This is a genomic window from Thermodesulfobacteriota bacterium (assembly GCA_025062045.1).
Classification (GTDB): domain Bacteria; phylum Desulfobacterota; class Syntrophorhabdia; order Syntrophorhabdales; family JANXAF01; genus JANXAF01.
On sequence record JANXAF010000004.1, the window covers coordinates 65886 to 78202 of the forward strand.

A 12317-nucleotide genomic window follows, 5' to 3' on the forward strand; every position below is an offset into this window, starting at 1 on the left:
GCGATGCATGAGTGGGCAGTTGCGGAATCGATTGTCCTTACGGTCCTCAAAGAGGCTGAAAAAAATGGAATGAGATTCCTTGACCGGATAGTCTTGCGGATCGGCGAGCTCCAAAGGATGGAAAAGGATATTTTGTGCTTCGCCATGGAGAGCATCTTTAGGCATTACGGATACGAACTTTCCGAAAAGAACTTCGACATATTAGAAGAACCCGCCTTTTTTAAGTGCCATGTCTGTGAGACGGAATGGCCATATGTGGAGGTACTAAGATCAATGGGTGAAGAGGAAAAGGAATTTATCCACTTCATACCTGAGGTGGCTCACGGGTTCATAAAATGTCCATCCTGCGGAAGCTCAGATTTTGAACTTGAAAGAGGAAGGGGTGTAGTTATCGAGTCTATAAGCGGGAGAATATGCTAGATCCAAGACTGTCAGTGATTGAAAAGAGACTTTCAAATATAGGTGAGATAATAGCTATCTCCGGTGGAAAAGGGGGGGTAGGAAAGACCACAGTGGCCTGCCTTCTTGCACTTTTTCTTTCCAAGAGAGAAAAAAGGGTAGGACTATTCGACATGGACTTTTACGGACCATCCACACACGTTATCCTGGGAATTGATGACGTCCATGTTGAAGAGGATAGGGGGATCATTCCTCCTCAATGGAATGGGATTTCATACATGTGTATCTCTTTATTTACCAAAGGGAACCCTCTTCCTATGCGGGGAAAAGATTTATCTAACGCAATATTGGAGTTCCTTTCCACTACGATCTGGAAAAAGCTCGATTATCTGATCCTTGATTTACCTCCAGGAACAGGCGAAGTTACGCTCGAAGTTTTAAGGTTTTTAAAAAAGGCCAGGTTTTTGCTCACAACAACTCCTTCGAAAGTGGCAAAAGAGGTACTGAAAAAAGAGATAGCCATTCTTAAAGGAAGGGGAATCGAAATAATAGGAGTTATTGAGAACCAAAAAATAGATAAAGAATCACAGGATCTCTGTTTTTTAGACCATGTTCCTATCCTGGGAACCCTTCCTTTCGACGAAAATTTTGAGAAAGCCTTGGGTTCGGTGGATAAGATTCTTGCCACCGATCTTTATGCCAGAGCGGAAAAGCTCTTCCAAGATATTTTTTTTAGCGATGGCCGGTAGCTCGGAAGCTATACGGTATCTTATAAAAGTTCATGGGACAGTCCAGGGAGTCGGATTCAGACCTTACGTTTACCAGCATGCGAGGGAGTTCAATCTAACGGGGAAAGTCTTCAATTCCAGTGAAGGCGTTGTGATAGATGTGGAGGGTAAAAAAGAAAAACTTTTTCGTTTTTTGGAACTTCTGCGAAAAAACCCCCCTCCTTTGGCAAAAATTGAAAATATAGAGTTTGAGGAGCTGCCAGTATGTAACTACACTTCATTCGTCATAGTTGAAAGTGAAAAAGACAAAGAAAGGAAGGCCCTTATTCCTCCAGATGTGGCAACATGTAATGATTGCAAAACCGATATTCTGAACCCCAAAGACAGAAGGTACATGTATCCTTTTACGAATTGCACAAACTGCGGTCCGAGGTTTACGATAGTCTATTCGATTCCCTATGATAGAGACAAAACATCGATGAAAAAATTCGTCATGTGTTCGGATTGCGAAAGGGAGTATCACGACCCTAAAGATCGGAGGTTTCACGCTCAACCGACATGCTGTCCAAGGTGTGGTCCAAAAGTATGGGTTGCGAATAGAGAAGGAATTAAAGTTGCCGATGAGAATAACTGGTTACAATTCGTTTGGGAGAAATTACAGGAGGGAAAAATAATTGCGTTAAAAAGCCTTGGCGGTTTCCATCTTGCATGCGATGCAAAAAACGAAGACGTAGTACAAGAGTTGAGATTAAGAAAGAGAAGGCCAAAAAAACCTTTCGCGGTCATGTGTAAAGACAAAGAGACTGTAAAAAAGTATTGCCTTCTCTCGGAAGAGGAGGAAAGACTTCTTACATCTTGTCACGCTCCGATTGTCGTTCTAAAAAGGAGAATAGATTGTGATCTTCCGGATATTCTTGCCCCTGGTATTAAGACCCTCGGTGTAATGCTCCCTTACACGCCTCTCCACATATTGCTTTTTTTAGGTCCATTCGAAGTACTTGTTATGACAAGTGGAAATGTCTCGGAACTCCCAATCGTCATAAGTAATGAGGAGGCAGTGACAAAGCTTGGAAAGATATGCGATTTTTTTGTCTTTCACGAAAGGGATATAGTTAACCGGTGTGATGATTCAGTCGTCAAATTAGTAGACAATAATGTCCAGTTTTTCAGGCTCTCTAGAGGATATGTCCCAGAACCGATAACCCTTCCCTTTGTGGCACCAAAAGTAACTGTGGGAATAGGTGGAGAAATGAAGAATAATATTTGTATCATAAAAAACGATAAAGCTTTTATGAGCCAATACGTGGGCGAAATAGACACAGAGGAGGGCCGGGAAAATCTCCTAAACTGTTTTAGGAACCTATGTAGACTTTTAGACGTTTCACCTAAAGCGATAGCCTTTGACCTTCACCCGAATTACCTTTCTAGTTCTTTTGCCAAATCCTTGCCTGCCGAGATTCATTTTGGATGCCAACACCACCACGCCCATATGGTGAGCTGTATGGCAGAAAACTGTTTAGATGAAAAAGAAGTGATAGGTGTTGTACTTGATGGAACAGGTTACGGAACTGATGGAAACCTTTGGGGCTTTGAGATCCTTCTTGGGAACTACAGAACTTACGAAAGACTTTTTCATCTTGCATACTGTCCACTACCTGGAGGCGAAATAGCAATTCGGGAACCTTGGAGAATGGCCATAAGCTATCTCTATTCTTTTTTGGGGGAAGAGGGACTATACTGGGCTGAAAAGATTTTTGGAAAGGAAAGGACCGCGCTTATAGTTGAGGTCTTAAAAAAGGGGTTCAACAATCCTTTATCCTCAGGATGTGGGAGACTTTTTGATGCGGTATCAGCTATGGTCGGTTTATGCGAAAAAACGAGTTATGAGGGACAGGCTGCGATCGAACTTGCCGAACTTGTGCAAACCTTTGAGGGTGATGAAATGGAAGATCGGTACGATTTTGAGATAGTAAATGGGGTTATTTATCCGGATAAGGTGATCTTGGGGGTCGTTCGCGAAAGGGTCTCTGGTCGATCTGCCGAGTTTATATCCCATAAGTTCCATAACACCGTAGTTGAGATTATAAAGGAATGTGTGAAAATGGCTAGCGCTCAAAGAAACGTAAAAAGGGTTGTGCTTAGCGGGGGCACGTTTCACAATGACTTTATTCTAAAGAAGACAAAAAGAATTTTAAAAGATTTGGGGTTAGAAGTGTACTTCCACACAAAAGTTCCCCCAAATGACGGAGGAATAGCCTTGGGTCAGGCTGCTATACTTGCCGCAAAAATAAAGGAGGGTGAGGATGTGCCTGGGAATTCCTGCTTTGGTCTTAGATGTGAATGAGGATGAAAATTGGGCACTTGTAGATTCTAACGGAGCGGTCTTCAAAGTCCATCTCCACATCCTGGATGAGGAAGTAAAAAAGGGTGATTACGTGATGGTCCACGCGGGGTTTGCAATAGGAAAGATAGAAAAGGAAGATGCAAAGATGCGATTGGAGATGCTAAGGGAGATAATCTACTATGGTCGATGAATGGGTAAAAGATCTAATCGATGAAGTTTTGTCTTTAAGTAGAAGTCTTAAAGAAAAACTTGGGCGAAGAATAAAGATCATGGAAGTATGCGGTACGCATACGATGGTTATCTCGAAAAGCGGAATAAGATCCCTCTTTTCTGAAACGGTAGAACTTATAAGTGGTCCTGGTTGTCCAGTTTGTGTCACGGACCAGATGGACATTGACAAAATAATCCTTTATGCTCAGATGGACAATATAACCCTTTGTACGTTTGGTGATATGATTAAGGTTCCAGGCTCTCTATCTTCGCTTGAGAAAGAAAGAGCCAAGGGCGCTCGAATTGAAGTCTTTTATTCTCCTAGTGATGCCTTAAATTATGCCAAGGACCACCCAGACGAAGAGATCGTATTTGTGGGAATAGGCTTTGAGACCACAATTCCCCTTCTTGCGCATTGTATCCTTGAGGCAAAAAGGCAAAGACTACAGAATTTTTCTTTATTTTCGCTACACAAGTGCCTTCCTCCTGCGATGAAGGCGCTTCTTGATGATCCAGAGATTTCGCTGGACGGACTTATCCTTCCAGGTCACGTTTGCACAATCACAGGGTCGAGGGCGTTCGAATTCATAGCCGACGATTATAGAATACCCTGCTGTGTTTCTGGTTTTGAGCCTACAGATGTCATTGAGGCGATAGGCATCATTTTAGCTCACATAAAAAGAGAAGAAGCTAAAGTTGAGATAGGGTACAAAAGACTCGTTAAACCTGAGGGTAACTTAACTGCAAAGCGAGCTATTTATACGGTATTTGAGCCTTCGGATGCGCGTTGGAGAGGGTTTGGGGAGATCCCGGGAAGCGGTTTGAAGATAAAAGAAGAGTATAGGGATTTCGATGCGGAGGCTAAATTTCCGCTACCGGAGGTGGAATCAGTCCCGGAGAGAAAAGGTTGTATATGCGGGGATATAGTCAAAGGGAAAAAGATACCCACCGATTGTAGTCTCTTTTCAAAAGTCTGTAATCCTAAAGAGCCATTTGGCCCCTGTATGGTTTCTCAAGAGGGAGCCTGTGCAGCCTATTACAACTATGGGGGATAGCCAATGAAAACGAAAGATGTCATTCTCCTTTCGCACGGTGATGGTGGGTTACTCACGCACGAGCTCTTGGAACAGTACTTCCTGCCGTATATCGGGAATGAACTCCTCCTCCAGATGGACGATGCGACCGCGGTCGATTTAAAAAGCGAAAAGATAGTCATAACGACGGATAGTTACGTTGTGGATCCAATCTTCTTTCCTGGCGGGGACATAGGTAAGCTCTCTGTTTTTGGCACGGTTAACGATCTTTCAGTTTCAGGTGCAAAACCCCTCTATATCGCAGCTTCTTTTATTATGGAAGAGGGGCTCGAACTGGAGATTCTTGAAAAGATCGTAATTTCTATGTCTTACGCGTGTAAAGAGGCAAATGTGAGCATAATAGCAGGGGATACAAAAGTTGTTGGTAGAAACCAAGTTGACAAGATATTTATAACCACAACCGGAATTGGAGTTCGCTTAAACGGGGTAAGACTCGGAAAGATGTATATAGAACCCGATGATTCAATAATCGTGAGCGGGCCTCTTGGGAATCATGGGCTTTGCATACTGCTTGAACGGGGAAACTTTAACTTTAGGACAAAGATTGTAAGTGACTGTGCTCCTTTAAATGGCGTAATAGAGAGGATTCTCAAAGAATTCAAAAAGGTAAAATACATGAGAGATCTAACAAGAGGCGGCCTTGCCACTTGTCTCAAAGAGATAGCATCATCCATAGGTAGTGTAGACTTCCTATTAGAAGAAGCTGACATCCCGATCGATGAGGAGGTAAAGGGGATATGTGAGACCTTAGGTTTAGATCCGCTCTATCTCGCAAACGAAGGGAAATTTGTGCTTTTCATTGGAAGAGACGAAGCTCAGAGTGTCTTGAATTTTATGAGAGATGAACTTGGGCTTAAAGGAGCATCGAAGATAGGGGTAGTGAGAGAAGGGAGTGGAAACGTATTTATGAAAACATTAATCGGCGGGACAAGAAGGCTAAACATGCTCTCTGGAACTCCTCTTCCTAGAATTTGTTAAAGATTTCTTCCAAATGAAGGTTGATTTTTGAAACCTAAAGGAGGAATCTATGGCAGTAATAAGAGATGTTCTTGCAAGGGAAGTTTTGGATAGCAGGGGAAATCCAACTGTGGAAGTAGAAGTTATACTGGAAGATGGTACGAGAGGATGCGCTATCGTTCCTTCCGGTGCTTCCAAAGGAGAAAGGGAAGCTTTAGAACTGAGGGACGGGGATGAGAATAGGTACAAAGGGAAAGGTGTCACAAAGGCTATAGAGAACGTAAAAAGGATAATCGGACCGAATATAAAAGGGATGTCTGCCTTAGACCAGCTTTCCATCGATAATCGTTTGCTTGAGCTCGATGGAACGGAAAACAAAAGTAAACTCGGTGCCAATGCTATTCTTGGAGTCTCTCTCGCTGTAGCAAGGGCAGGGGCGAACTATTTGGATCTTCCGCTTTATAGGTACATAGGAGGGATTAGGGCACGGGAAATACCAGTTCCTCTTATGAACGTTATAAACGGAGGGGTTCACGCCCAAAACGATCTCGACATACAGGAGTTCATGATCGTTCCTGTGGGTTCGGAAACTTTGAAGGATGCCCTAAGAATAGGGGCGGAAGTATTTCATACCTTAAAGACTATTCTTGCTGAGAAGGGCCATTCGACTGGTGTGGGAGATGAAGGAGGCTTTGCGCCGAATTTGAAAAGAACGGAAGAAGCTCTAGATTTTCTCATGCTTGCTGTGGAGAGAGCGAAGTACAAGCCAGGGGAAGATGTTCTTTTTGCGCTCGATTCAGCATCCAGCGAATTTTATAGAGACGGCAAATACTACCTCGATGGCAAGACCTTCGATACCTACGGACTGTGCGAATATTACGAATCATTGCTCGATAGGTACCCTATCGTTTCAATAGAAGATGCATTTGCACAGAACGATAAAGAAGGTTGGAAACTCTTCACAAAAAGATGTTCCCAAAGAATACAGATCGTGGGTGATGACGTGTTTGTGACGAATCCAAAGATCCTCTCGGAGGGGATAAAGGAAGGGATAGCAAATAGCGTGCTTGTGAAGCCTAATCAAATAGGCACACTTACAGAGACACTCGTTACAGTTGAAATGGCAAAAAGGGCTGGTTATACGTGTGTGATTTCCCACAGATCTGGAGAGACCGAAGATACATTTATTGCAGATCTTGCTGTTGCAGTGAATGCCGGACAGATAAAAGCAGGATCAATATCGAGAAGTGAAAGGGTTGCAAAGTACAATCGGCTTTTGAGAATAGAGGAAGAGCTGGGTGAGAACGCAATCTTCGGTGGAAAAAAGGTTTTCTGGAGTAGAAGGTGATAAGACTGCGTTACGGCAGAGGTTTCGTAGATTTTTCAATTCCTGAAAAGTGGCTCGTACGCCAAATAGAAATAGAGAGAAAAAAGCCCATCCTCTCTCTCGAGGAAAAGCTCATTGACAAGCTTGAAAATCCCGTAGGTGAAAGACCTTTTTCAGTGTGGATAAAAGACTTCGAGAAAGTCCTTGTGATTGTTCCAGACATAACAAGATATGCCGGTGTCTGTCTAATTTTGCCCCTAATTTATAGAAAGTACCTAAAAGGAAAGGATGTTACGATCCTTTTCGCTTTAGGAAATCACAGAAAGCATAGTGAATCTGAAAAAATGGAGATCTTAGGTGAAGAAATATACAAAAGCGTACCGTCCAAAGACCATGACTGCTACGACGACCGAGAACTGACCTTTTTCGGGTACACTAGTTCCAAAGTTCCAGTTTATCTTAACCGACTGGTTCGGATATGTGACTGTTTGGTTGTATTCGGTTCCATAAACTTCCATTATCTCGCGGGATTTGGTGGGGGAAGGAAGGCTCTAATTCCAGGGATTGCAGGGTATGAAACGATAATAGGGGTGCACAGAACAGTCTTTAAAGAGAAGGGTAAGCACGAACTCGCCCGTCCGGGGATACTGGATGGAAACCCTATGCACGAAGAGATAATTTCAGGACTTAAACTCATTGAGAAACCCATGTTTCTTATAAATACGGTTGTTGAAGAGAAAGACATAGTAGCCATCTTCTGCGGAAATATAGAAAAGGCACATAAAAGGGGATGTGAGTGGTACTTAAAGGAGTACTCTTTTGAAGTGGAAAAGAAAGCGGACGTAATTATAGTCTCATCGGGCGGTTATCCGAAAGACATAAACTTCATCCAAACCCATAAGTCGATGGAGCACGCTATCGGCGGTTTAAAAAAGGACGGATACCTCATCACAGTTGGTGCGTGTGAGGATGGGATCGGCAATGAGCATTTTTTAAAGTTCTTCGAGTATGGAGGGATCGATGAAATGGAAAAGGCTGTCAGGGGATCGGACAAAGTTTACTCCCAGACAGCTTATGCGACAAGACTCAAATCCGAGTACTGTCAAATAGTTCTCGTCTCCGAACTTTCCGAAGAATCGGTTGTGAAGATGGGTATCATTCCGAAAAGAACAGTTGACGAAGCCATAAAACTTATAGATGACGGAAGAGAGAAACTGTGCTACATAATCCCGGACGGTTCACAGACTTTACTCTTATATGGAGGAGGGAAAAATGGAGTGTAACGTTGAAAAGAATCTAACTTTTTGCACATGCACCTACGAGCCTTGTTCGAGAAAGGGAAGGTGCTGTGAATGTGTCATATACCATAGAAAGAAAAAAGAGCTTCCAGGCTGCTTTTTTTCAAAAGAGGCTGAAAGAACCTACGACCGCTCAATAAGGAGGTTCATTCTGGACAATAGCTGAGTCATATATACTCTGGTTCTTTCACAATCACAGTTTTTGCTTTGGTGTCAATGGCTCTTACGAAGTCTTCTACCATCGGAATTAGAATCTCCGTCTCCTTTCCAATTACTAAAACAGGGTTTGCGCCAGTATGGATAATCTCTTTAACTTCCCCAAGGATCCTTCCCTCTTCGTTTTTTACGAGCGAACCAATGATTTGGTATTCGTAGTATTCATCCTCCCTTAAGGGAGGAAGGTCCTCTTCTTTTACCTCAAGGATTTTACCCTTTAAAGCTTCAGCCGAGGTTCTGTCTGATATTTCCTGAAATTTTATTATAAACCTTCCTTCTCTGAACTTTACCCTCTCTACGGTGAGTTTAACTTTTTGTCCAGCCGAACCGTAGTACAACGAGGTGTATCTTTTAAATTCTTCGTACACCTCGTTGTAGTAAAGGAACTTCACTTCGCCTTTTATACCGTGCGCGGAGAGAACTTTACCGACCGGTATATAAAGGCTCATTCAATTATCTCGAGCACAGCTCTCTTTTTGACCTTCGTGGAGGCTGCGCTCAGGATGGTCCTCATCGCTCTTGCGGTCCGTCCCTGCTTCCCTATGACCTTACCTAGGTCCTCCTTTGAAACGTTGAGTTCGATGACAGAGGTTTTCTCTCCTTCAATCTCCGAAACCCTTACCTGATCAGGATGATCGACCAAGGCCTTCGCAATGTACTCGATCAACTCTTTTAACACGGCTCCACCTCCATCCTTATTTTTGTGTTAATTCGCTCAAAATTCCTTCTCTTTTGAAGATGTTTTTTACAGTCTCCGTGGGACGAGCACCTTTTTTATACCATTCTATAATTTTTTCCCTGTCGAGGACAATTTTTGAAGGATTGGAAAGAGGATCATAGAACCCAACCTTTTCGATAAATCTACCATCCCTTGGCGCCCTGGAATCGGCAACCACAATCCTGTAGAATGGTCTCTTTTTCGTTCCAAAACGTGCAAGCCTAAACCTAACTGCCAAGATAACACCTCCTCACGGAAAAGGTATTTTCGACCCAAAACCTTTAAAGCTGCCTTTGGAAAGGCTCTTAATCATTTTTTTCAGCTCGCTATACTTTCTTAGGAGCTCATTTACATCCTGAACGGTCGTTCCGCTACCTTTTGCTATCCTCAGTCTTCTACTGCCATCTATTATGTGAGGATAGAGCCTTTCCTTTTTCGTCATAGAGTTTATTATCGCCTCCATCTTTTTCAACTCTTTTTCCGTCTCTTCGATCTTCACAATCTTCTTGAACTTTGAAAAACCAGGAATCATACTGAGAACCGACTCTAAAGATCCGAGTTTTCTCAATTGTATGATCTGTTCCTTGAAATCCTCGAGAGTAAATTCGTCTCTCTTGAGTTTTCTTTCAAGCTCCTTCGCTTTTCTTTCTTCAAAAGCTTCTTGAGCCTTTTCAACGAGAGTGATTATGTCACCCATCCCCAGGATGCGGGAAGCTATCCTTTCTGGATGGAACTGCTCTATGGCATCGAGTTTCTCACCTGTGCCTATGAACTTGATCGGTTTGCCAACGGTTGCCCTTATCGAAAGCGCAGCCCCACCCCGGGCGTCTCCATCAAGTTTTGTAAGGATAAAGCCGGTTACACCTATTTTCTCGTCAAAGGCCTTCGCAATATTTACGGCATCCTGGCCTGTCATGCCATCGAGAACTAAAAGAACTTCTGAAGGGGAAAGCACATTTTTCTGTTCCACGAGTTCCGAAAGAAGCTCCTCATCTATATGAAGCCTTCCGGCCGTATCTATTATCAAGACATCACAGTAGCTCTTTATCGCGTACTCTTTTAGGCTCGCAAGCTTTGAGTCGGAGTAAAAAGGAACGTTTATCTGGGAAGCGAGCTTTTTTAGCTGATCGATAGCGGCAGGTCTTCTTACGTCAGTCGCTACGAGCAATGGCCTTCTACCCTTCTTTTTTAGAAATAGAGCTAGCTTTCCGGCTGTTGTGGTTTTTCCTGATCCCTGAAGCCCAATTAACATAATGGAATGCGGAGAAGGACCCGAAAAACTAAGGGGTACATTCGAACCTCCAAGTAACTCGCGAAGCTCATCGTAGACGATCTTAACAAATAGTTGACCTGGGGTTATGCTTGTTAGTACTCCCTGCCCTATGGCCTTATCTTTAACCTTATCCAGGAACTCCTTTACTACTTTATAGTTGACATCGGCCTCAAGTAAGGCGACCCTTACATCTCTTAAGGCCTCTTTTATGTTGTCCTCTGTTAGTTTTCCGTGCCCTTTTACCTTCTTTATTATCGACTCAAACCTTTCCTGCAATCTTTCGAACATGACTCATAATCTTAATAGAAAAGCCAGGATTAGTCAACGGGTGGCCTTTATGCTTCATTTTTTATCAGGGAATTGAAAGGTTTTAAAGATTCGTTGTATTATTCTTTTCGAAAGGAGAGAGAACATGAACCGAAAGATAAAGATCTTATTTAGCAGCTCCCTCATAGTCATATTCCTTTTGGGCTTCATACTGGGAGCCCACGGCAAAAGGACAGAAAGACCGGCAGAAAAAGAGGAGATTTACGAATACCTAAAGACTTTTTCCCATGTCATAGAACTTGTAAAGAAGAACTATGTGGAAGATGTGAAAGATAGAGATATCGTGTATTCCGCAATAAAAGGGATACTGGGATCTTTGGATCCCCACTCCGCATTTCTAGATCCGGAGACGTACAAAGAGATGCAAAGCGAAACTAAAGGGGAATTTGGAGGGATAGGTATAGAGATCACGATAAAGGATGGGCTTCCTACCGTTATAACCGCAATAGAGGATACACCAGCAAGTAAAGCAGGGCTTCAACCTGGTGACCACATACTGAGGATAGATGGAAAGTCCACAAAGAATATGGGCCTTATGGAAGTAGTTCGGTTAATAAGGGGAGAAAAGGGAAAGCCTGTAACGCTCACCATCATGAGGGAAGGATTTACATCGCCTAAAGACATAACTATTGTCAGGGACATAATAAGGGTAAAGAGTGTAAAACATCGTCTGATCGAAAAAGAATACGGCTACATAAAAATAACCCAGTTCCAGGAAAGGACATTGGAGGATTTGAGAAAAGCTATAAATGAGCTGACAAAAAGTTCAGGAGGTATAAAAGGGCTCGTTCTAGATCTGAGAAACAATCCCGGAGGACTTTTGGATCAGGCTGTTTCTGTGGCAGATGAGTTTTTAAAGGAAGGACTTATCGTATCGATTGAGGGAAGAAACAGAGAGAGCAAGATGAGGTTCTTTGCTGAGAAAGAGGATGCTTATTTGGGTCCTCTCGTTGTTCTCGTGAATGAGGGGAGTGCAAGCGCATCAGAGATCGTTGCGGGGGCGTTGCAGGATCATAAGCGAGCAATTATAGTCGGAACGAAGACATTCGGAAAAGGTTCTGTGCAAACGATCTTTCCTTTGGGTGATGGATCTGCCGTAAAGCTCACAACGGCAAAGTATTTTACCCCGAAGGGAAGATCCATACAGAAGGAAGGTATAACACCGGATATCACAATCGAAAAGGATATTGGAAGAATAAGAAGCCAGGATAGAAAAGATAAAGATGTGAGAAGGCAGGAAGATGATTCTAAAGAAGATCAGGAAGATTTCCAGCTTTATATGGCCATGCAGATACTTAAAAGCTGGGATTCACTAAGGGGTAAATGACGGCTTATTTAAAGAACAATCCTAGTCCTGCCAAGTCTGGGTCTTCCAATCGATTCTTATGGAGTTACCGAATTCTTGAGTAAAAATAATTTAAACCTC

Annotated in this window: 14 protein-coding genes; 10 read left to right on the top strand and 4 right to left on the bottom strand. The window is 43.0% G+C overall.

Annotation, left to right across the window (positions count from 1 at the left end; all coding sequences use genetic code 11):
• Positions 1–3: 3 nt before the first annotated feature.
• The 9 genes from hypA to NZ583_04255 are packed head-to-tail and all read left to right on the top strand — an operon-like array spanning position 4 to position 8523.
• Positions 4–420 carry a hydrogenase nickel incorporation protein HypA gene (hypA, locus tag NZ583_04215; GenBank protein ID MCS7280817.1) on the top strand — a complete coding sequence of 139 codons (417 nt, stop codon included), beginning with the start codon at positions 4–6 and terminating at the stop codon, positions 418–420.
• The gene (locus NZ583_04220; protein MCS7280818.1) at positions 414–1148 is read left to right on the top strand and encodes a P-loop NTPase; all 735 of its coding nucleotides are present in this window, start codon (positions 414–416) and stop codon (positions 1146–1148) included. Before hypA ends, NZ583_04220 begins: the two co-directional genes overlap by 7 nt.
• A complete protein-coding gene (gene hypF / locus NZ583_04225) occupies positions 1138–3471 on the top strand; it encodes a carbamoyltransferase HypF (GenBank protein ID MCS7280819.1) in 2334 nt (777 codons plus the stop codon). Before NZ583_04220 ends, hypF begins: the two co-directional genes overlap by 11 nt.
• Positions 3431–3661, top strand: a complete 231-nt coding sequence (gene hypC / locus NZ583_04230; GenBank protein ID MCS7280820.1) for a HypC/HybG/HupF family hydrogenase formation chaperone — start codon at positions 3431–3433, stop codon at positions 3659–3661. The genes hypF and hypC overlap by 41 nt, the downstream gene beginning before the upstream one ends.
• Positions 3651–4736 (top strand): hydrogenase formation protein HypD, encoded by a 1086-nt coding sequence (gene hypD, locus NZ583_04235; GenBank protein ID MCS7280821.1) that lies wholly within the window; start codon positions 3651–3653, stop codon positions 4734–4736. Before hypC ends, hypD begins: the two co-directional genes overlap by 11 nt.
• A 3-nt stretch (positions 4737–4739) precedes the next feature.
• Complete coding sequence (hypE, locus tag NZ583_04240; protein MCS7280822.1) at positions 4740–5753, top strand: hydrogenase expression/formation protein HypE; 1014 nt, start codon at positions 4740–4742, stop codon at positions 5751–5753.
• 49 nt (positions 5754–5802) lie between these two features.
• Positions 5803–7080, top strand: coding sequence for a phosphopyruvate hydratase (eno, locus tag NZ583_04245; protein MCS7280823.1), 1278 nt, complete (start codon positions 5803–5805; stop codon positions 7078–7080).
• On the top strand, positions 7077–8342 hold the full coding sequence (gene larA / locus NZ583_04250) for a nickel-dependent lactate racemase (GenBank protein MCS7280824.1): 1266 nt from the start codon (positions 7077–7079) through the stop codon (positions 8340–8342). Before eno ends, larA begins: the two co-directional genes overlap by 4 nt.
• A complete protein-coding gene (locus tag NZ583_04255; protein ID MCS7280825.1) occupies positions 8332–8523 on the top strand; it encodes a DUF6485 family protein in 192 nt (63 codons plus the stop codon). Before larA ends, NZ583_04255 begins: the two co-directional genes overlap by 11 nt.
• 1 nt (position 8524) lies before the next feature.
• Here NZ583_04255 and rimM read toward each other — a convergent pair whose 3' ends face one another.
• Genes rimM through ffh form a run of 4 tightly spaced genes read right to left on the bottom strand, consistent with a single transcriptional unit; the run spans position 8525 to position 10852 of the window.
• Positions 8525–9022, bottom strand: coding sequence for a ribosome maturation factor RimM (gene rimM, locus NZ583_04260; GenBank protein MCS7280826.1), 498 nt, complete (start codon positions 9020–9022; stop codon positions 8525–8527).
• Positions 9019–9252, bottom strand: a complete 234-nt coding sequence (locus NZ583_04265; GenBank protein MCS7280827.1) for a KH domain-containing protein — start codon at positions 9250–9252, stop codon at positions 9019–9021. Before NZ583_04265 ends, rimM begins: the two co-directional genes overlap by 4 nt.
• 16 nt (positions 9253–9268) lie before the next feature.
• Positions 9269–9529 carry a 30S ribosomal protein S16 gene (rpsP, locus tag NZ583_04270; GenBank protein ID MCS7280828.1) on the bottom strand — a complete coding sequence of 87 codons (261 nt, stop codon included), beginning with the start codon at positions 9527–9529 and terminating at the stop codon, positions 9269–9271.
• Between the two features lie 12 nt (positions 9530–9541).
• The gene (gene ffh / locus NZ583_04275; GenBank protein ID MCS7280829.1) at positions 9542–10852 is read right to left on the bottom strand and encodes a signal recognition particle protein; all 1311 of its coding nucleotides are present in this window, start codon (positions 10850–10852) and stop codon (positions 9542–9544) included.
• Positions 10853–10976: 124 nt separating this feature from the next.
• On the opposite strand from ffh, the gene NZ583_04280 reads away from it, so the two are divergent.
• Positions 10977–12218 carry a S41 family peptidase gene (locus NZ583_04280; GenBank protein ID MCS7280830.1) on the top strand — a complete coding sequence of 414 codons (1242 nt, stop codon included), beginning with the start codon at positions 10977–10979 and terminating at the stop codon, positions 12216–12218.
• Positions 12219–12317: the final 99 nt, after the last annotated feature.

Coding starts and splice junctions, on each gene's coding strand:
- hypA (MCS7280817.1), top strand. CDS start 4: ATGCATGAGTGGGCAGTTGCGGAATCGATTGTCCTTACGGTCCTCAAA.
- NZ583_04220 (MCS7280818.1), top strand. CDS start 414: ATGCTAGATCCAAGACTGTCAGTGATTGAAAAGAGACTTTCAAATATA.
- hypF (MCS7280819.1), top strand. CDS start 1,138: ATGGCCGGTAGCTCGGAAGCTATACGGTATCTTATAAAAGTTCATGGG.
- hypC (MCS7280820.1), top strand. CDS start 3,431: ATGTGCCTGGGAATTCCTGCTTTGGTCTTAGATGTGAATGAGGATGAA.
- hypD (MCS7280821.1), top strand. CDS start 3,651: ATGGTCGATGAATGGGTAAAAGATCTAATCGATGAAGTTTTGTCTTTA.
- hypE (MCS7280822.1), top strand. CDS start 4,740: ATGAAAACGAAAGATGTCATTCTCCTTTCGCACGGTGATGGTGGGTTA.
- eno (MCS7280823.1), top strand. CDS start 5,803: ATGGCAGTAATAAGAGATGTTCTTGCAAGGGAAGTTTTGGATAGCAGG.
- NZ583_04255 (MCS7280825.1), top strand. CDS start 8,332: ATGGAGTGTAACGTTGAAAAGAATCTAACTTTTTGCACATGCACCTAC.
- rimM (MCS7280826.1), bottom strand. CDS start 9,022: ATGAGCCTTTATATACCGGTCGGTAAAGTTCTCTCCGCGCACGGTATA.
- ffh (MCS7280829.1), bottom strand. CDS start 10,852: ATGTTCGAAAGATTGCAGGAAAGGTTTGAGTCGATAATAAAGAAGGTA.
- NZ583_04280 (MCS7280830.1), top strand. CDS start 10,977: ATGAACCGAAAGATAAAGATCTTATTTAGCAGCTCCCTCATAGTCATA.